This is a genomic window from Bradyrhizobium sp. B117 (assembly GCF_038969555.1).
Lineage (GTDB): Bacteria > Pseudomonadota > Alphaproteobacteria > Rhizobiales > Xanthobacteraceae > Bradyrhizobium.
The window spans coordinates 3,505,406-3,525,138 of the sequence record NZ_CP152414.1 but is presented as its reverse complement, the minus strand read 5'-3'; the positions used below and the strand labels follow the sequence as shown (position 1 = coordinate 3,525,138).

The following is a 19,733-nucleotide window of genomic DNA, read 5'->3' as shown; positions in this document are numbered from 1 at the left end:
GGCCAGCCGGGCGAGGCATTGTGGCTCGGATCAGTCCCGGTTGCGGCGGCTGGGGCGGGACCAGATCAGGCTGAAGCCCTCACCGTCTTCGTCGTCGAAGAGGTTGGCGAAGATCGGAGCGGTGAAGCTCGGATCGTCGAGCTTGAGGCCGAGATAGTCGCGGCCCTCGTTGGAGCGCTTGGACCAGGCGGCTCCAACCTGCACACGGCCGATGTAGACCCGGTGGCTGGGGGCGTTGTCGCCCGAGCGGTTGGTTTCGGGGACGATCCGGACGTTCCTCGCCTGGAGCGAGAGAGTGACGATTTCGCCGTTGAATTCGTTGTTGCCGGTCTTCTTGAAGGTGCCGATGGTCGCCATGGTAGTTCTCCTTGATCTCTGTTCTCCGAGCCCGCACCTTGCGGCCTCGATGGTGATCGACAGGCCGGAGGCGATCGACGGCGCACCCCGAAGGGGCTGGACAGCAAAGGAGGAACTTTCTTGTTTCGCGAGGAATGACGGCGCAGCCGGCAGGGGAAGAAAGTTGTGACGCCGCTGTTGCGCCATAGGCGGTCGAGGCTTCAGCCGTCCTTCGGCCAGATCCATCCATCGAAGAGGCCGTTTGGTGCGCTCGATCCGAACAGAGCTGGCATCAAGGAGAACGTGGCGATTTGCGAGCCCACCGAGAGAGCTGGCCCAGTGAATCCAATGCTGCTTCGCTCTCTGTAGTGGAGACGGACGGATCTCCGCTTCCGCGATCGCGCGTCGGCAGCACACGCCCCGTTCACGAGAGCCGCCGGCCGTGTGATCCGTCGCCGTTTGGTCGATGCCGCACAACGACTGCCACGAAACTGCCACTCTGCGATGATCGGTCGAGCCTCGACGCTCAGGCTTTGCTGAGTGTAGCTCAAAGACAAGAATCGCGAGCACGCTGGATGCCTGATCCGGTCAGTTACAATGTAATCGCTGTCAGCTCTCGCCAGGCCTTCCGGTCCCGCAGCGATTACGACTAGCCGCGCAGCCCGAAAGCAGGATCTCGTGCAGGACGATGCCCGTTAAGAGATCGGGGGAGAGAGAGAATCGGATGAGCGACAATAGCAACCTCGAAAACAGAACCATCGAAGCGATACGGCATTATCGCGAGGCCCTCGCCGTGGTGGACCGCCTGGAGCGAAAAGAACGTTCCGCGCATCGAGCGCTGACCAGGATACTGCCTGAATTGGGGCTCGCCTTACGCAGCGAAGACCCGCGGTCTCTCAAGGATAGCATTGAGATTGGCTTGGCAGCTGTCTCGCGGCAGGACCAAGCGTGGGCCAACCTAACCGAGGCGGCTGCACGATTGGAGTCAGCGCGCCTGACTTTGGCCGCCCTTGAGCGCCAACTGGGATATATCCCACGTGTCTTGAAAGCGTGAGATTCGGACTAGCTCAAAGAATGCCGGGACGTCGAGCTGCGCCTTATCCTAGGCGGAGATTTTCTGCGGCTTGTTTGCCGCTGCGGTTCGTCACCACCTCGTAGCTGACCTTCGCGCCTTCAACGAGCGAGGTATAGCCGGCCTTCTCTACCGCAGAGATGTGCACGAAAACATCTTTGCCACCATCATCCGGCGCAATGAATCCATAGCCTTTCGTCGGGTTGAACCACTTAACAGTCCCTAACGCCACGTCATTTGCTCCAAAAAGAAAAACCACCTTCTCATCTAAATCAATCAACGACCCGGCGGCAAGTCTCTGCGCGACGTGGCGAGGGATCCGTTATCTCGCTCGGTAGTAGGTCTTGGACAGAAGGCCCCACGTGATGGTCGTGCGAAGTACAAGCACCTTGAAAGGTCGACATTCAAGAACGACGACGCGAAGGTCACATTTTCTTCGAAAACCGCGTGCTAACTGTCGCCTGGTTGTCGCGGCCGGATGTACGCCGTGGCATCACGGGAGCCCCGGCCTTCATGCCGGGGTTTTTCGTTTTCGGCGCGAGAAGTCCGCCCGATTCAAGATGTCTTTTGTGCAGCTTGATTTGAGTAGGATCATGACGCGTCGCAGCCCACCGCGACAATTCTGGTTGGATCAGGAAGAACCGTCCGGGCAGAGCGAAAAGCCGAACAGCAGGCAAACATGGCGCAGAATATCTACGACAATCCCGATTTCTTCGCTGGCTACAGCCAGTTGCCCCGGCAGGTGCAAGGGCTGGACGGCGCTCCTGAATGGCCCGCGATCCGGACCATGCTGCCCGATTTGGGTGGGAAACGTGTCGTCGATCTGGGATGTGGCTTCGGCTGGGCCTCGCGCTGGATGCGCGAGCAGGGCGCGGCCTCGGTTCTGGGTCTGGATCTGTCGCAGAACATGATCGAGCGTGCCAGGGCGGACACAGCGGACACCGCCATCGAGTATCGCATCGCCGATCTCGACACACTGGACCTCCCTGAGGCGGCTTTCGACCTCGCCTACAGCGCACTGACCTTTCACTATGTTCAGGATTTTGGCCGCCTCGTGCAGGTGATCCGCAAGGCACTGGTTCCTGACGGGCATTTCGTCTTTACGATTGAGCATCCGATCTTCATGGCCGCGGCACATCCGCACTGGATTTCCGATGAGGAGGAAAACCTGGCCAGTCAATCGATATTCCGTCGAGGGTGAACGTCGGACGGACTGGTTCGCCAAGGGCGTTCAGAAATACCACAGGACGCTTGGCACTACCCTGAACACGCTGATCGGCGCGGGTTTTCAAATTCGGCGGGTCGAGGAGTTTGCCCCAACACGCGAGCAGATCCAGCAGATGCCGCAATTGGCCGAAGAACTCGAACGCCCCATGATGCTGATTGTATCTGCGTCCACATCGATCGCCGGTAAAGCTTCGAAGCTGTCGTGATATCCGGCCTGCTTAGGTCCTGCCGGGTGGCCCAGTACTGACGTTAGCCCCGCGCCAAGCGCTGTCTTGCTAGTCCGTCTGCGGCCATTCCGGTGAAGCGAACCAGGGCGGTAATGCTGACCGCAACGGACCCGACGACCGCGAAAACCGTCTGCCAGGCGGGTGAAGACATCGTCATCTGGGCAATTCCATGCGTCGCGCCGTAACCGGCGACGGTAGCGGGCGCGACGTAGAGGAGGATGATCAAGAGTCTAAGCCAGGTCCATGGCACGAAGGCGAGCGCGAGTTGGCCAATGCCAATGGTCACACCGCCCGCCATGAGCCCTGCTGCTGCGCCACCGAGCACTCCGGCGCCGGTGTGGAAGGCCCAGGTGCCGATCGTCAGGCCAACGAAGAAAGGCAGTGCGAAAACAGCGAGCGTGAACAGCAACCAGCAGAAGAAGCCGATGCCAACGAGGACAAGCAGTGGTCCAAAGATGATCATGGTGGTGGTCTCCGTGAGATAAAGGTCTGACGGTCGCGCCTTCCACCACCACCACGGCGCAATCGACAGCATAGCCAAAAACGGCGGAGACGGGGAGCGGAAATCCGAAAGGACCTCCGCTCACCGGCCAGCGATCTGCAGCGCGCCTTCGTCATTGGAAGGGATCGAATTCGTAAATCACGGCGGCCGGATCGCCGTCGTATTCGGCGGTCGGCATGACGCCGTATCCACCCATACCGGTGCGGAAGATAACGACGCAGACCATGAGGGTGGTGGCGAGGTTCCATGCGTTGGCGAAGGCAAGGCTTTGAGACATCGGTCCGGCTCCTGTTCTGAGGCGGGGACCATCCCCGCGCGACAGGCGCCCGATGAATCCGGCAGTAGGCCGCGATCACCGCGCAGGCGAAGACGAAGCGGCGGCACGCTTCAGCGTAAGCCGACCCCTTGCGGGTTGATGGCGTCAGGCCTGCGCCCGGATCAAGGATCAGCGCCGAGGCAGCGGGGCGGTGTCCGCCAGATAGGGGCCTGGTTGTCAGGGCTGCGTGGCTCTCAGCTGGAACATCGTTGCCGTCACCGTGCGGGAGGTGATCGGCTAGAATGGATTGTGAGTCGATGTGCGGTTGGGGAGGCCGACCTGGCGGAGTTCAAAGGGCGCGCCAACCGCTCGCTGGATCACACCACCATGCTGGAGATTGGCCTGTAGGAGCGATGGATGGGAAGTTACTGCGGAATCTATTTCGATAGGACCGAGATCTGTGGCGCAAAGTCCGTCGTTCCCGATCAATTTTGCGCGCTATTCCAGGAAAGCGACCGAGCCGTCAGGCCGTCGGTTGATGAAGAGGAAAGTTCTGACGTGGTCTACGAGGCGCCCCGAGCGGTCGTCTTGTCCCGCCTGGATCTCTTGGGCTGCACAGCCGCTACGGCGCGTGAACGGCTGGAGGCTTGGCTCGCAACAACGCGCGAGACGTGGGAGGAATACTGCGCCGATGGCGGTTGGGCAGAGGAAACGGCCGCCGCACTGCGCTCATTCTCTGTCGAGGATTGGTATCGGCGGGCGCCCGATGTGCTCGCGACCATGTACACGCGCGAGGAGGCGACGGACGAGATCGATCGCCGGATGCGTGATCGCGACGGCGAGGGCTGGCTTTGGTTCGATGGCTATGGATCCCTGATGAGCCTCCGGGCTTTGTTGGATGCCTGCGTTGACGTGCGGTACGTCTCTCTCGACATCACGGCGCTGATCGGCGGTGGTTGGATCGAGTCGGATGCCAGCATTTGCGACGACAAGAGGGCTTCTGCTCCCCTTGCCCCCCGTCCGCTGGCAACGACGGTCATTCTTGCCGAGGGTAGTACGGACATCCGGATATTACAGCGCTCGCTCACGGCGCTGTTTCCAGAGCGGAAAGATTACTTCTCGTTCTTCAACCATGCTGAGCTGAGCGTGGACGGCGGCGCCGCGTATCTTGTGAAATTTCTGAAGGCATTTGCGGCAGCGCGGGCACCGTTGCGCCTCGTCGCCGTGTTCGACAATGACACGACTGGACGTCAGGCGTATCGGCAGGCCAGCGCCTTGGGGCTGCCGGACAATATGATCGTGGTCGTGCTCCCGGACACGGAGCTTGCGTGTCAGTATCCGACTTTCGGCCCTCAAGGGGAGCATGTCGTCGACATCAACGGCAAAGCCGCAAGCATCGAGCTTTACCTCGGCCAAGCGGCTTTGACGAAGGAGGGCGCGCTGCGGCGGGTGCGCTGGAGCGGCTACAATGCCGCCGCCGATGCCTATCAAGGCGAGATCGAGGGGAAGGAAGAGGTAGAGGCTGCGTTCCTCCGCGCCTTGGCGAATTGTTCAAACCCGGCCGAGGCACGGATGGAGTTTCCGGAGTTGGCTGAAGTGTGGACCACGATCTTTCGTGCCGTAGAAAAGGCGGCGGAGGAAGCGGAGCGAAAGTTGCACGATCGCGCCGCTCAAATCGGGTAGTCGAAATTTGCGGCGCTCACGCGCCGCCGAACCTCCAGACCGGAATCCCGAGCTTCTTAGCCTTGTCGGCGAGGTTGTCCTGGATGCCGGTGCCGGGGAAGTGCATCACGCCGATGGGTAGCGTCTCCAGCATCACATCGTTGCGTTTGAACGGAGCGGCCTTGGCATGCTTCGTCCAGTCGGGCTTGAAGGCGATCTGCGGGACCTTGCGGTTGTCGGCCCACTTGGCGGCGATCAACTCGGCGCCCTTGGGCGATCCGCCGTGCAGCAGCACCATGTCCGCATGCTTGGCGTGCACCTGGTCGAGCTTTGCCCAGACCAACCGGTGATCGTTGAAGTCGAGTCCGCCTGTGAGCGCCACCTTCGGTCCCGCCGGCAGGAGCACCTGGTTGTCGGCGCGCTTCTTCGCGTCGAGGAAGTCGCGGCTGTCGATCATCGCTGAGCTGAGATTGCGGTGGTTGACCTTCGACCCGTTGCGCGGCCGCCAGATTGATTGGGTGTGGCGTTCGAACTCGTCGGCTGCCTGGTCGCGCATCAGCTCGAAGGCATTGCGTCGCTCGATCAGCGTCTGCCCTTCCGCCGTCAGTCGCTCCAGCTCGACAGATTTGATCTCGCTGCCGTCCTGCTCCCGCTGCGAGCGCCGCTGGGCCAGCTCGTTGTCGTCGAGCTCGCGCTCGATCCTGTCGATGGCACGATGGAAGACGTTCACTGTCGACCAGAGCAGGTCTTCGAGGTCGGGCTCAAGACGGGTATCGGACAGCGCCACTACCAGGGCATCGAAGATGTCGGCGATGCTGGCGGCTAGGACTCGCGCTTCGGGGAGCTGCCGGGGATCGGGCTCATCGTGGAAGGGACGGTAGCCGTAGAGCTGGAGTTCCTGGAGGACCTGATCGGTCGGGGACGAGCTGTCGTGCGGCTCGAAATCGTCGTTGTGGTCGGTGGTCATTGCGGCTTTGCCTCGTCGGATCGACCGCGCCCATCGCGGCCTTCATGGCGACGAAAGCGGCAGGCGGAACGGACTTGCACCCGCAGCGCAGCGGAGGGCCGGAGCGTTAGCGGAGGACCGAAGGGGGCCGACTATTTTGCCTCGCGATGTAAAGGCGGCTCCGCCGCCGACGGAAAATAGTCGGCCCACGAGGTTGCCGGTCCGGGCCGCTTGCCGCCCGATCGCCCTCTCAGAAGGCCGAGGGTACGGTCCTCACCGGCGCTGAGAGGAAAGCACGATCACCAGGCTCGCGGTAACGAAGCGACGTCGCCCGTCATCCCCGTTCCGGTTATGCCGCCAGCTCCATAAAGCGCGCGACGTCCTGCGCCGCGATCTGCACGCGGATCGCGGCCCGAAGGGCATCAAATCCGAGCAGGCGAAGATCCTCGTTAAAGTCGCCAAGCCGTGGCGAGATCACGATCGCCTCGATCCCGGCCTCCTGCGCCCGATCGATCAAGGTCGCCATCGCGCCGTCACCGGCAGGATCGTCGTCGCGGGCGATGTAGAGCCGGCGGAGCGTGTCCGGGAGAAGGATGGCAGAGAGATGCGCCGCCGAGAGGGCTGCGACCATCGGCATCATCGGCAGGGCGCAGCGGAGCGACAGCATCGTCTCGATGCCCTCGCCGGCCGCCATGACTTCGCCAGCTACGCCGAATCGAACGGCGTGACCAAGCAGGTCACCCATCGCCCGTTTCGGCGTATCGATCAGCGCCTTGCCAAGCGTCGTCTCGCTGAAGCCTTCGGGGTCAAGCCAGGTGCGATGCGCGCCGGTCAGGTGGCCGGAGAGATCGGTGACGGCTGCGATCATCGCCGGCCAGGTCTCGGTCGGGCTGTGCTCGTCGGGCCGGTAGTAGCACCGTGGGTGAAAGCGCAGACTTCCGGTTTCGCGCAAAGCCGTAATGCCGCGATTGCGGAGATACGCTTCTACGAGTGTGCCCACGATCGACCGCGACATGCCGAAGAGCCGCCGCGCCGCCTCCGGCGATCCGAGGGGCACGGGCGATGTTCTCGACCGGAGGCGATTTGGCTCATGCTCCAATTCTGGACGCGGCAGACTCAGAAAGCGACGTGCCTCATTGGCGACATCTCGAAAGTTAGCGAATCCGCAGCTCTCGCGGATCACGTCGAGGAGATCGCCATGTTCGGCCGAGGCGGCATCTCGCCAATGCCCGACGGCGCCAGGGCCGGATTCCGGTCCGCTGAGGCGGACGAACATCGAGCGGCCGGGCGCATTGCGGACGTCGCCCACTGTCCAGTAGCGGCCCTGGCGCCGCCCGTTGGACAGGTAATGGCGGCACACCGCCTCGGCGTCGCGCGCGAGACGGCGGGCCAGTTCGGAGGCGTTGTCGCGGGCCATCAGGCGGCCTCCCGCTCACTGATGCGCGCGAGCGGATAGTGGTTGAGCACCTTTGCCAATACCCCGGCGCCGGTCGCATCTGATGGCACGAACATGCGCAGCGTCCACGAGATGATCTCGCTGAAGAGGCCGTAGGCGCGGAGCCGGTCACGCATCGCATCGGTGAAGCCGGACAGCTCGATGCGTTGGGCGCCCATCACGCGGACACGACGGAGCTGCAGGTCCTCGGCGAGGTCGAGCACGGCGCGCCCCTCCATCAGCACCGAGAAAGCTTCGTGTGGGGTCAAGCTGCAGGTCACGGTCGCGCAAGCGTTCGCCGCCCAGGCTGGCGAGACCCTGCGACCGATGACGCGCTCGCCCTCGTCGGTCTGGAGCCGATAGACCCGGGTCGACTCGTTTGGAAGTCGCTTCCAGATCGGCAACAGCAAGCCTGCAACGATGTGGAGGGTGCTCTCGGCGAACTCGGGGACGTCGACGACTTCGCCGTTCCATGCTGCGGCGAACGTCTCGCGATCCGCCGGCTGCCAGTGGCTCTCGTCCATCATCTTCATCGAAGCATGATGGTGCTCCATGGGGCGGATCAGCCGCACGCGGCGTTCGATCTCGCCGTCATCGAGCATGAGGCTCGGTGCCGGAATCTGCACCGCCGCACGCCCCGAGCGCTCGTTGACCATCAGCACCGCTAGAGGATCGGCAAGATAATCGAGCGCTTGATCCGGCGTCACGGGGCGATTGCGCCGGCGCTCGGTGATCGTGAGCAGCCGGGTTTCCGCGCCGGTGGTAGGGTGCGTGTAGATCGGGCGCCGATCGGTGACGATGAAGCTCTCAGCCTGCAGGGTCTCCAGGCCGACATCGTAGACACCGCTGGCGATGGCGCCCTCAACCTTGGCGTTCAGCAACTGCTCGAAGGCTGTGAACAGCACACCTTGCAGGTCAATGGTGAGCGCGAGCAAGCGGTTCAGGAACGTCGTGATTGGCGGCAGTTCGTCCTTGATGCCATTCGCGTCCATGAGCTTCAGGCCCGTGGCGTCCTCGAAGATCTGGAGCGAGCAGCCTTCGACCTTGCCGCGCACGAGCAGCAGATAGAGCTGGCGCAGCTCATCGCGAGCGTAGTGGCTCTCAAGATTGTCCTCGGGCCGGAACAGGCCCTGGCCGCCAGTCTGGCGTTGGCCGCGGGTGATGGCACCCAGCGTGTCGAGCCGGCGCGCGATGGTCGAGAGAAAGCGCTTCTCCGCCTTCACGTCGGTCGCAATGGGACGGAACAGAGGCGGCTGCGCCTGGTTGGTGCGGTTCGTTCGACCGAGACCCTGGATCGCGGCATCGGCCTTCCAACCCGGCTCGAGCAAATAATGGACGCGAAGCCGGCGATTTCGCGCCGAGAGTTCGGCGTGGTAGCTGCGGCCAGTGCCGCCAGCCTCCGAGAAGACAAGCACGCGCTTCAGGTCGTCCATGAAGGCGGCGGTCTCTGCGAGGTTGGCCGAGGCGGCACGGTTCTCGACGGCAAGGCGTTCACCCCTGCGCACCACGCGCCGCGAACGTCCCGTTACTTCCGCCACGAGGTCCGTGCCGAACCGCTGCACGATCTGGTCGAGCGCGCCGGGAACGGGCGGAAGCGAAGCGAGCCGCTCGATCAGCTCATTGCGGCGGGCGACCGCCTCGCGGCTCTCAACCGGCTGACCGTCGCGGAAGACCGGCCTCGACGAGAGATTGCCTTCGGCATCGGTGAAGGGCTCATAGAGCTGCACCGGGAAGGAATGGGCGAGGTAATCGAGCACGTATTCGCGCGGCGTGATGTCCACGCGCACGTCGTTCCATTCCTCAGGTGGAATCTCGGCGAGCCGGCGCTCCATCAGCGCCTCGCCGGTCGATACGATCTGGATCACCGAAGCATGGCCCTCGGCCAGATCCCGCTCGATGGAGCGGACCAGGGTCGGCGTCTTCATGCTGGTGAGCAGATGACCGAAGAATCGCTGCTTGGCCGATTCGAAGGCCGAGCGCGCGGCCGACTTCGCCTGGCGGTTGAGCGTGCCGGTCTCGCCGGTAATGTTGGCGGCCTGCATTGCCGCGTCGAGGTGATTGTGGATGACGCTGAAAGCACCGGCGTAGGCGGCGTAGATGCGCCGCTGCTCATTGGTGAGCTGGTGCTCGACGAGCTCGTACTCGACGCCGTCGTAGGAAAGCGAGCGGGCGGTGTAGAGACCGAGCGAACGAAGATCGCGAGAGAGCACCTCCATCGCCGCGACCCCGCCCTCCTCGATCGCCTCCACGAATTCTGCGCGGGTTGCGAACGGGAAGTCCTCGCCGCCCCAGAGCCCGAGGCGCTGGGCGTAGGCGAGATTGTGGACCGTGGTGGCGCCGGTCGCCGAGAGATAGACGACGCGGGCATTGGGCAGCGCATGCTGCAGGCGCAAACCGGCACGGCCTTGCTGCGAAGGCGCAACATCGCCGCGCTCGCCCTTGCCGCCACCGGCATTCTGCATGGCATGGCTCTCGTCGAAAATGATAACGCCGTCGAAGTCGGAGCCCAACCATTGAACAATCTGCCGGACGCGCGAAAGCTTTTCGCCGCGGTCGTCGGACCGCAGCGTAGCGTAGGTTAAAAATAGGACGCCTTCGGTCAACCGGATCTCACGCCCCTGAGGGAAGCGCGAGATCGGCGTGACCAGCAGACGCTCCATGCCGAGCGCCGACCAGTCGCGCTGCGCGTCCTCGAGCAGTTTGTCGGACTTCGAGATCCAGACCGCCTTGCGCCGGCCCTGCAGCCAGTTGTCGAGAATGATGCCGGCGGACTGGCGGCCCTTGCCGGCGCCGGTCCCGTCGCCGAGCATGAAGCCTCGACGGAAACGGACGGCCTTCGGTGCATCGTCGCGGGCGGCCGTGACGAGGTCGAACGTCTCGTCAACCGTCCAGGAGCCGGCGAGATAGTTACCATGCGCCTCACCGGCATAGATGACCGTCTCAAGCTGGGCGTCTGAGAGGACGCCGCCACTGACGAGGTTGGCCGGCAGCCTGGGCCTGTAGCTCGGCTTCGGCGGCGCGACCGAGGCCATCGCGGCCGACTGCACCAGCCTGGTCGGGTGCGCCTGCGCGCCGGGGATCCGGATCGATTGCAGCCGGTATTCCTCGTAGATGGCGTCGCTGAGGCGCGCGCCCTCGGGCGGCGTCCAATCGGTCGTCTCATAGACGAGGTCAATCGCTTCAGGGTCGGTGACCGAGGCATTGACCGACTGTGTGGCGGCCCGCGCGAGATAGCCGCGCACGGTGCGAGGCGCCGGCGAGGCTGACATGGGAAGCGCGCCGGTTGATGCGACGCTCAGGCGAGGTGGAACGTGTTCGCCGATCCACCGGAGCAGCGTCGCGACGTCGGGCGCCATTCCCGGCGACGCCAGGAACGCGTTCCGGTCTTCGGCAGGCACCTTGTCGATGACGGTGAGGCGCGTCTCGATCGTGGTGCCGTGCTTGGCATAGACCGCGCCGGCGATCGCCGCGGTGAACACCACGCGGCCGCGTTCCTGCAATCGGGCGAAGGCGTCACGCCAGGCTAAGGCTTCAGGTGAGACGTTTGCGCCGGTGATCGTGACCAGCCGGCCGCCATCGGCGAGACGCGCCAGGGCCGAGGCGATGTGACGGTACGCGGTGTCGGCCATCCGGCCCGAAACGTTCGCCATCGCCGAGAACGGCGGGTTCATCAGTACGACACTCGGGACCACCGTGGGATCGAGGTGGTCGTCGATTTGGGCCGCGTCGAAGCGCGCGACGGAAACGGTCGGAAAGAGAGAAGAAAGTAACACGGTCCGGGTCTCGGCCAGTTCGTTCAGCACAAGCCCGCTGCCGGCAATCTCGGCGAGGATGGCGAGCAGCCCGGTGCCTGCGGACGGCTCGAGCACGCGATCCGCCGCAGTAATGGCGGCCGCGGTCAGCGCAGCCAGGCCGAGCGGGATCGGCGTCGAGAATTGCTGGAAAGCCTCGCTCTCGGCAGAGCGGCGCGTATGGGTCGGCAGAAGCCTGGCGATCTTGTCCAAGACGGACAGTCGTGAAGCCGCAGAATCGGCCTTGCGGAAAAGCGTCTTTCCGTATTTGCGTAGCAACAGGACGGTGGCGACCTCGCAAGCGTCATAGGCCATCTTCCAATCCCAGGCGCCCGTCGCATCCGATGCGCTGAAGGCCACTTCCATGGCGGCGCGGAGGATTGCAGCGTCGATACGTCGACCATGCTCAAGATGAGGGAGAAGCTCCCCCGCAGCAGCGATGACGGCGCTGGCGCCCTCGGCGGCGCGCGCAGGCGAGGTCGGGGCGGCCTCGTCGGCCGCGGTCGAGAAAAGTTGGTTCATGAGGGGAGCCTTAAGGAGAGCGGGAAGAAGCGAGCCGGCCGGTGCTCTCTCGGACCGGACCGGCTCAAACCCCTCCCGGCCCGGCTCTCACTCTCTGCCCGATGCCTTGAAACGTTGCGGGCTGGACATTATCTTCGCTGCGTCAGGGTCGCTGCGCGTTGCGCAGCAAGAACCGCTTAGGGCGCTAGCACTACTTTGGCAGATTTGTCGGTTTAGTGAGCCCGTCAGGATTCCCGAATCGATTTTTCGATGATTCATAGGGGGTCGGCTTTTGGAGGGCCGACCATGGGGAACGCGGCGTCGGATTGGGAACACCAGCTCGAGCGTTGGCTGAAGCCATTCCTGGATCGCTTGGGTCACAAGGCCCGGCGGCGGATGTGTCCGCGTTACATTGCGGGGCTGATCGGCCCTGGTGAGCGCAAGAGCATTCAACCGATGGCGGAGCGCTTTGCAGCGGGCGACTACGATCAGCTGCACCATTTCATCGCCGATGGCGTCTGGGATGCGACGCCGCTGGAGACAGAGCTGCTCAAGGAGGCCGACCGGCTCGTTGGCGGCGATGATGCGGTGCTGGTTATCGACGACACCGCGGTGCCGAAGAAGGGCGAACACTCGGTCGGTGTCGCGGCTCAATATGCCTCGGCGCTTGGCAAAACGGCAAATTGCCAAACATTGGTGTCGCTGACGCTCGCGCGCGGTGAAGTGCCGGTGATGATCGCATTGCGTCTCTTCCTACCCGAGAGCTGGACCAGCGATGCCGCACGGTTGAAGCGCGCCGGCGTACCGGTCGACTACCGAACGCCACGATCCAAGCCAGAGATCGCGTTGGCGGAGATTGATCTCGCGATGGCAGCCGGCGTGCGCTTCGGTTGTGTGCTGGCGGATGCAGGCTACGGCCTCAGTGCGCCGTTTCGACAAGGGCTCACAGCACGCGGATTGGCCTGGGCCGTTGGCATCCCGCGTCACCTCAAGGTCTACCCGGTCGGCGTCAAACTGATCTGGCCGGTTGCGATGCGCGGGCGTCCCCGCAAGCGGTCCATTCCGGACATCCTGTCGCGCCCTGCCGAAGACATGCTCGCCGATTCCAAGTGGCAAAATGTGAGCTGGCGCAGCGGGACCAAAGGCCGATTGAAAGCCCGGTTTGCCGCGGTTCGGGTGCGGATCGCCGATGGACCTCCCCAGCGGATCAAGGATAAGGGCCAGCAGCATCTTCCCGGCGAGGAGGCTTGGCTGATCGGCGAGCACAGGACGTCAGGGGAAAAGAAGTACTATCTCGCCAACCTGCCCGCCGCGACGGATCTGCGCACACTAGCCGCCACCATTAAGGCACGATGGATTTGTGAACAGGCGCATCAGCAGTTGAAAGAGGAGCTCGGGCTTGATCACTTTGAGGGGCGATCCTGGCAAGGCCTTCATCGTCACGCGCTGATGACAATGATCGCCTACGCCTTCCTGCAACACCGTCGCCTCGCACAAGCGGGGCGGAAAAAAAAGAATCAACGGACCGCCGCCGCAGCCAAGTTTGCCGGCGGTACGCCACGCCATCGTCGATCTCATCCTGCGACCGCCAGCTCTGCGATGCCCATACTGCCGAAAACGAATCCGTGAAAAGCTGCAACTCAATCTGCCAAAGTAGTGCTAGCCTCAAGAGCTGAACGGCCTGGTCAACAGGCTGCCGCTGACCTGCCCCCGCTTTTACGCGGGGCGGGTCTCGGCATGCGGTTCACGAGCCCCGACAAGACCATCGAACCGCTTCACACAATGAAGGAGGATTTGATGGCTCAAATTCTGAAGTTTCCCACCAAGAAGATCGAACCGGTAACCGTTCGCAGCGGGAGCAAGCACCGTATCAGCGTCGAAGTGCTCGATGATGTTCGGCCGCGACGCACGCGGTGGAGGGTTCAGTTCGAGATCCAGGAAGCGGCAGGGTTTTCTGCTTTAAAAGGCTTTACCGATCGCGCCGTAGCCCAAGGCTATCGACATCGCTTCGAAGTCAGCAACACGCGGGCGGTACGGCGGTTCGTGGCGGAAACGTCCCGCCTCGTCGCCGCCGGCAGGATCGCGATCTGGATCGACGGCCTGCGGGTGCAGCCAAGGGTGGCTCGCAGCGCATAAAAATAGGCTGGGGCGAAGATCGTCGCCCCAGCCAGTGACTCTATTCGGCAGCGATCATGTGCGGCTCGTCCGCTTGATCGGCTGGAGTTTCCTCGTCGTCGCCGGCGAGGAATTCCGGCAGCGCTTCGTCATCGCCCACGGACTCAGCGGCGTCGACAGGCGCCGCCTGGTCGGCATCGGCCATTCGCAGGGGCTCGGGCAGCCAGCCGCTCTCGGCCAGCAGCCGTTCAGCCTCCTTGGCCATGTCGCCCTTCTTCAGATGGTCGATGAGCTGGGCGGCCCGCTCGCCGGCGCCCTCGCGCACCGCCTCGAGGATGCGGCGTTTCGGCACCCGGCCGAGATAGTTTTCGACGGTCGGTCGCCAACCGGACACCACCATATCGAGATCCACGGCCTGGGCGATGCGATCGGCGTCCGCGATCCGCTGCTCGACGGCGTGCGCCGTGGTACCGCCGCCGTAGCGGTCGCCTTTCTCATAAAGCGCGTTGATGCCGAATGAGGCGCAATGCGCAAAGAGCATCGCCTGCTCGTCGCCGGTCAGCCCGGTGAGCCAGTCCCATAGATCGGCTTTGTCCTTGGGCAGGCGCTCCTCCCACGTCTTGTGGCGCGCGTCGATCGCCTTGGCCGCTGGCGTGTCCTTCAGCCCCTGCGCCTGCACCGGGAAGCTGGCGCTGCGCAAGGAGATCTCCATCGCCGTCCCGTAGGAGAAATAGCGGCAGAAGACGTCGAGGCAGAATTTGTGCAGCACCGATTGGAAAGCGACCGAAGGCGAGATCGCCAGCTTGTCGCGCAGCGCCAGCGTCCGCTCCGCCGTGAGCTCGGTCAGAAGACGGTCCGGCAGCGGCTTCACCGCATCGTCATCCTCGTCCTCGGACTCAGCAACCTGGCCGCCGATGGTGATGACGGCGCGCTGGATAATCGGCGCTGATGGTTCGGCGCCGTCCAGGGCCGCGGCATCGGGTTCGCCGCCCCTGCCCTGCTCTGGCTCGGTCACGGGCACTTCGTCCTCGGGCCGGACGTAGCCGCGATCGACCAAGAGCTTGCCCTCGGCGTCGATGCCGACGAGCACGCCCGCGCGGGCGATGTCGGCCGGCTGATAGATGACGGGTCGATCGTTGAAGGCGCCGAGAGCCGTCTCAATTTCGCCAAGGCGCTGGTCAACCTCATCGGGAAGCTCATCCGCGCCATCGTGCTCGGCTTCGAGCTTGGCATATTCGGCCTCGAGCGCCTCGATGGTTGCTTGCTCTTCGGCGGTGAGATCGGCGGATACGCCGTCCAGCTCGCGCAAGTCACGAGTATGGCCGTAAGGGAAGTCGATCGCGACCTCGATCCACTTCCAGCCTTCAGCAGCGATCGTATCCGCCTCCGCCTTCAGCTTCTCGGCGACCAGACGGTCGAGCAGAGCAACGTCCTCGAGCCAACCGCCGTCGTCGGACTGGAACAGGTCGCGCAGCACCACGCCACCGGCCGCCTCGTAGGCGTCGAGGCCGATGAACACGGCGCGCCGGTCGGAGGCGCGCACGGTCTTCTCCGTCAGCATGCGGCGGATCTGATAGGGCTCCTTCTGCCAAGAGCCGGAGATGGCCTGCCAGACCTGCTCCTGGCGTCCATGATCTGCGCTGACGGTGAAAGCCATCAACTGCTCGAGCGACATGCCATCGTCGGCATAGATGTCGAGCAGCGCTGGCGACACCGCGGTGAGGCGCAGCCGCTGCTTCACGACATTAACCGACGTGAAGAAGGCAGCGGCGATGTCCTCCTCGGACTGCCCCTTCTCCCGCAAAGCCAGGAATGCCCGGAACTGGTCGAGCGGATGCAGCGGCGCACGCTGAATATTCTCCGCAAGCGAGTCGTCCTCGGCGAGAATGGTGGTTGCCGCATCGCGTACGACGCAGGGCACCGGCGCGGTCTTGGCCAGGCGCTTCTGCTTCACCAACAGCTCCAGCGCACGATAGCGACGCCCGCCGGCCGGGATCTCGAACATCCCGGTCTCCGCGCCTTCCGCGTCGAGGACCGGGCGGACGTTGAGGCTTTGAAGTAAAGTACGCCGGGCGATGTCCTCAGCCAGCTCCTCGATGGAGACGCCGGCCTTCACGCGTCGGACGTTCGACTGGCTGAGCACCAGCTTGTTGTAGGGAATGTCGCGCGAGGACGACAGGGTGATCTTCTGAACGGCAGTAGCCATGGGTGATACTCCGCGACGGGCGGCCCAAAGACTCTCTTTGGTCCTCCAACCCGTCACGAAGCGCAGCGCCGCCCTCTTCCTCTCAAGGGCCGCGCCGCAAACCGACGATCAGGAGAAACGGAAAGGCACGAAGCCGGAGACACGCCGTTCCGCATCTCCGGGTTTCCGGTATCAGGCTGCGCGATCGAACAGCTTCTTCGCGCGCGCCTCCAGATCGAGTCGTGCGTCCTGATGGGTCTTGCCGCGCGCAACCGCTGTGATGCCCTGCACGAAATCAAACACGCTCTCAGGCTTGCGCCCTTCCTCGGATAGCACCTTTTCGATGATCTTCGCTGTCTCGGTCTTCGAGAACCCGCGCTTGCGCAGGAATTCGTTGCGGTCGTCGTCGGTGCGGGCGACGATCTTTTGCCGTGCGGCCTTGATGCCGTTGACGAAGGGCATCGGTGAGGAATTGGCAAAGCTGGCCAGCGCCGGGGCCGCCTCGTGGGCAAACCGTGAGGCGGCGTATTTGGAGTGGCGGATGGTGATCTCCTCGAAATCCTCGACGCCCCAAAGATTGCGGTTCTGGCAGACGGCGCGAAGATAGAAGCTCGCCATCCCGAGCGTCTTCGCGCCCACCTCGGAATTCCAGCAGTAGAAGCCGCGAAAGTAGAGGTCCGGCGAGCCATCGCGCAGCCTGCCGGCCTCGATCGGGTTGAGGTCGTCGACCAGGAACAGGAACACGTCGCGGTCGGACGCGTAGAGCGTCGTCGTATCCTGGCTGATGTCGATATACGGATTATAGACGCCGGTCGACCAGTCGAGCACGCCCGGGATCTTCCAGCGCGTGTCGCCCGTACCATTGCCAGCAATGCGCTGAACGGCCGCCACAAGTTCGTGGTCAAATATGCGCCCGTATTCGGGACCCGTAGCGGCGCGAAGCTCGACGCGACCATCCTCTATCTCGAGCGTCTTGACCTGCTCGGCTCGATGAGAGTTGAGGCCGAACTGTAGGTTGATGCCAGCGAGCGGCGCCGGAAGTTGACGGAGGTAAGCCGCCGGCGCTCCGACCAAGCTGGCAAGTTGACCGAAGCTCCAGTGAGTCGGCGTGATCGGCGCGTCGGAACCGGGCAGCAGCAGAGCCAGCCGCTCGGCATCGTCGCGGCTGGCCTCAACCCGGATCGCAGCGCTCTCGACCGTTCGGGTCCGGCTTCGCTCGGTCCGGCTACGCACCGCGGCATAGAGGTCCGACAGGGATAGATAGCGCTCGTCCGCTGGCCTCGAGAACCACTCCGACGATACTCGGCCGACGCGCTCGCCGCGGGTCACGTCCACCTTGTAGCCGCCGACGCGGTCGCGGCCAGCACTCAGAACTTCGACTTGGGTCATGGTTCATCTCCACGACAGGCGCCGGAGGCCTCTCCTCCGTTCTTCAACCCGTCATGGCGAAGCCAGTCCGCCCTCTCACTCTGATGGGGGCGTTGCGGGGTTCTCCCCGCAGAAGGGGTCGGCCGAGACCTCAGGCTCGGGCGTAGGGGAAGGCTTTCCCCTCAAAAGCGTAACGCTAGAATTCAGGATGCCAGGATCGACGCATTTCCGCTTACTCGAGGCCATGCTTTGGATGCCAGATGCGGTGGCCTGTGATGTGACGCGGCGATGGGCCGCCCAGCAGCGCCAGTCCATCGCGGAACAGCGCGTACTCGTAGGGCACACCGTCTCGCCTTGTGATCGAGGCGGCTCCGTCGGCGGACGATCCGACAAAGTCACCGCTCGGAAGGTCAAGGGTTTCGGGGAGAATCCGATCCTCCAGACGAATCAAGGCGCTTAGCGCATTTAAGAACCGCTCTCCAATTTTCTCTTCGATGACAAACCACCGTATCGATAGAGGCTGGTCAGCGAGGCGCCGCCACCGATGTCGCCAGAGCGGGTGATCAACGACATTATCCATCAAGACGAACGGTGGCCGGAATAGCGAGAGCGAATGTGCATAGGCGAGAAAGGCTCTTCCTGCATATTCCAACCTGAAGAATGCGAGCGGTTCGATATCAGCTGGCAGCTCGCGCAGGCCTCGTGTCCAGTCGATCCAGTCAGCGACCGGGAGCGCGTCCATGAGGACGAAGTTGGATCGGTACGAGGCAAGCGCAATCTGAGTGGGGGGCCTGCCGCCAGCGCCCATAAGACGCTGGGAGGGCGGCGGTGGCGACCGTCGCGGTTTCCGGCGCAGCGTTTCCGACAGACGAAGGAAAGCGCCGACGGTCCCAGGTCTCGATCCGAATGCGACTGAATAGCCGTGGATAACCTCGCCATAGGGTGACGGCTTTGCGATGAAGGGGCGGACCTGCCGCAGATACTTGTTTCGCGCCTGGGCAGCGAGCTTCGAGTCAGTGACGCTGCCCGCGAAGGATCCATGAGCCTCCGCCAGCACCACGCCGTAGCCGGACGCGTTGCCACCAGCATAGAGGAAATCGGCGTGGGGGTTCAGCGTTGATGCAAGACAGACTGCGTTGTCACGCCAAACGTAACCCAGTCCGTTCATATAGAGATCAGTAATCCCAGCGCCTACGCGCGCTGCGAAGTGGGTTCGTTCGGTATCTGCGAGCGATGCGATGTAGGAAGTGAGTCCGAATACAGGGCCGTCAGCTATCAAGATCTCGGCGTCGTTGAGCGCGCTGTCTTTCAGGCGGGAAAGAAGTACCGGCGGGGCATTCAGAAGGGTTGCGGTCCGCGCCATGGCCGCAGCAAGGGCCGTCGGGCCGAATGAGATGGAAGCAGCGGGCGCCGGCGCTTGGAAGTCCGGCGCGACTGGATTGGGAGCATGCTTATGATGACGATGACCAGTGAGCGGAACGATTTTTTGGGCGCTCCAGACGGCGAGAGTAGCGGCGGTCATGCGTGCCACTCGAAGCAGCCCGTCTCGGCTATGAAGGTCCGCAAGATGCGATCGGATTTGAGAACTAGCTGGCGGTCGCGCTGGTTCTGCGGCGACTTTTCGCCGTGAAACAGATTGCACCGCACTTGGTAGATCGTGCGCAACAACTGTTCCCAGGACGGCGTATCGTCGGCACTCCATGCCAAGGGCTGACGCTTGACGTTGGCTGCATCGCAAGCTGCGGTGAGCTCATCGCGCTGAAGCCGCCAGAACGCATCGCGGCCCAGCTTTTTGCGCACGTCGCGAACATTTAGAATTGGCCACATCGCTGCGAAATCAGAGACAAGACGATGGAACGCGCGAGAGTTCTCCATCAGTCCAGCATAGGCATGAGTCAAGCGACTGTTAGCCGAGAGGTCGCGGATCATATCGGCATCGGTCTCCCGCTCGGTGACCGCTGCCATCCACCCGTTGAAGGCCATCCAAATATTGACGAATGACATGAACGCGGACCGCTGGCGGTCGGCATTTTGCATGAGCTCGAAGACAAGGTCCTTCGTCTCCGGCTGCATGATTCGAAAATTGGCGAAGTTTGTCACCGGCGTCTCG

General features: G+C 63.4%; 15 protein-coding genes and 1 pseudogene. 5 read left to right on the top strand and 11 right to left on the bottom strand.

Annotated features, from left to right (window positions below):
• Positions 1-30 precede the first annotated feature (30 nt).
• Complete coding sequence (locus AAFG16_RS17295; RefSeq protein ID WP_284273137.1) at positions 31-357, bottom strand: DUF736 domain-containing protein; 327 nt, start codon at positions 355-357, stop codon at positions 31-33.
• A 703-nt stretch (positions 358-1,060) separates the two neighbouring features.
• Between AAFG16_RS17295 and AAFG16_RS17290 the strand changes: the two genes are divergently transcribed.
• Positions 1,061-1,390, top strand: a complete 330-nt coding sequence (locus AAFG16_RS17290) for a hypothetical protein (protein WP_342739920.1) — start codon at positions 1,061-1,063, stop codon at positions 1,388-1,390.
• Positions 1,391-1,433: 43 nt separating this feature from the next.
• Here AAFG16_RS17290 and AAFG16_RS17285 read toward each other — a convergent pair whose 3' ends face one another.
• A complete protein-coding gene (locus tag AAFG16_RS17285) occupies positions 1,434-1,640 on the bottom strand; it encodes a cold-shock protein (RefSeq protein ID WP_284273169.1) in 207 nt (68 codons plus the stop codon).
• A 447-nt stretch (positions 1,641-2,087) separates the two neighbouring features.
• Between AAFG16_RS17285 and AAFG16_RS17280 the strand changes: the two are divergent.
• Positions 2,088-2,857: pseudogene (locus AAFG16_RS17280) on the top strand (class I SAM-dependent methyltransferase).
• A 27-nt stretch (positions 2,858-2,884) separates the two neighbouring features.
• Here the strand turns inward: AAFG16_RS17280 and AAFG16_RS17275 are convergent.
• Both AAFG16_RS17275 and AAFG16_RS17270 read right to left on the bottom strand, forming a co-directional pair.
• On the bottom strand, positions 2,885-3,325 hold the full coding sequence (locus AAFG16_RS17275; RefSeq protein WP_304486524.1) for a hypothetical protein: 441 nt from the start codon (positions 3,323-3,325) through the stop codon (positions 2,885-2,887).
• Between the two features lie 151 nt (positions 3,326-3,476).
• Entirely contained in the window at positions 3,477-3,641 is a 165-nt protein-coding gene (locus AAFG16_RS17270) for a hypothetical protein (RefSeq protein ID WP_284273146.1), read from the bottom strand.
• Positions 3,642-4,037: 396 nt separating this feature from the next.
• Here AAFG16_RS17270 and AAFG16_RS17265 point away from each other — a divergent pair, with 396 nt between their 5' ends.
• The gene (locus tag AAFG16_RS17265) at positions 4,038-5,303 is read left to right on the top strand and encodes a HEPN/Toprim-associated domain-containing protein (RefSeq protein ID WP_342739919.1); all 1,266 of its coding nucleotides are present in this window, start codon (positions 4,038-4,040) and stop codon (positions 5,301-5,303) included.
• Between the two features lie 16 nt (positions 5,304-5,319).
• Here the strand turns inward: AAFG16_RS17265 and AAFG16_RS17260 are convergent, their stop codons facing one another.
• From AAFG16_RS17260 to AAFG16_RS17250, 3 genes are all read right to left on the bottom strand, one after another.
• Positions 5,320-6,249: a DUF2493 domain-containing protein gene (locus tag AAFG16_RS17260; RefSeq protein WP_342739918.1), complete on the bottom strand. Its 930-nt coding sequence runs from the start codon at positions 6,247-6,249 to the stop codon at positions 5,320-5,322.
• 328 nt (positions 6,250-6,577) lie between these two features.
• Positions 6,578-7,645, bottom strand: coding sequence for a toprim domain-containing protein (locus AAFG16_RS17255; protein WP_342739916.1), 1,068 nt, complete (start codon positions 7,643-7,645; stop codon positions 6,578-6,580).
• The gene (locus tag AAFG16_RS17250; protein WP_342739915.1) at positions 7,645-11,976 is read right to left on the bottom strand and encodes a strawberry notch-like NTP hydrolase domain-containing protein; all 4,332 of its coding nucleotides are present in this window, start codon (positions 11,974-11,976) and stop codon (positions 7,645-7,647) included. Before AAFG16_RS17250 ends, AAFG16_RS17255 begins: the two co-directional genes overlap by 1 nt.
• Positions 11,977-12,261: 285 nt before the next feature.
• On the opposite strand from AAFG16_RS17250, the gene AAFG16_RS17245 reads away from it, so the two are divergent.
• Entirely contained in the window at positions 12,262-13,584 is a 1,323-nt protein-coding gene (locus tag AAFG16_RS17245; protein ID WP_342739914.1) for an IS701 family transposase, read from the top strand.
• A 168-nt stretch (positions 13,585-13,752) separates the two neighbouring features.
• The gene (locus tag AAFG16_RS17240; protein ID WP_342739913.1) at positions 13,753-14,091 is read left to right on the top strand and encodes a hypothetical protein; all 339 of its coding nucleotides are present in this window, start codon (positions 13,753-13,755) and stop codon (positions 14,089-14,091) included.
• A gap of 40 nt (positions 14,092-14,131) precedes the next feature.
• On the opposite strand, the gene AAFG16_RS17235 is transcribed toward AAFG16_RS17240, so the two are convergent.
• From AAFG16_RS17235 to AAFG16_RS17220, 4 genes are all read right to left on the bottom strand, one after another.
• Positions 14,132-16,276, bottom strand: a complete 2,145-nt coding sequence (locus tag AAFG16_RS17235; RefSeq protein ID WP_342739912.1) for a ParB N-terminal domain-containing protein — start codon at positions 16,274-16,276, stop codon at positions 14,132-14,134.
• Positions 16,277-16,447: 171 nt separating this feature from the next.
• Positions 16,448-17,644 (bottom strand): DUF932 domain-containing protein, encoded by a 1,197-nt coding sequence (locus tag AAFG16_RS17230; RefSeq protein ID WP_342739911.1) that lies wholly within the window; start codon positions 17,642-17,644, stop codon positions 16,448-16,450.
• A 211-nt stretch (positions 17,645-17,855) separates the two neighbouring features.
• The gene (locus tag AAFG16_RS17225) at positions 17,856-19,145 is read right to left on the bottom strand and encodes a hypothetical protein (RefSeq protein ID WP_342739910.1); all 1,290 of its coding nucleotides are present in this window, start codon (positions 19,143-19,145) and stop codon (positions 17,856-17,858) included.
• Entirely contained in the window at positions 19,142-19,723 is a 582-nt protein-coding gene (locus AAFG16_RS17220) for a hypothetical protein (RefSeq protein ID WP_342739909.1), read from the bottom strand. Before AAFG16_RS17220 ends, AAFG16_RS17225 begins: the two co-directional genes overlap by 4 nt.
• Positions 19,724-19,733: the final 10 nt, after the last annotated feature.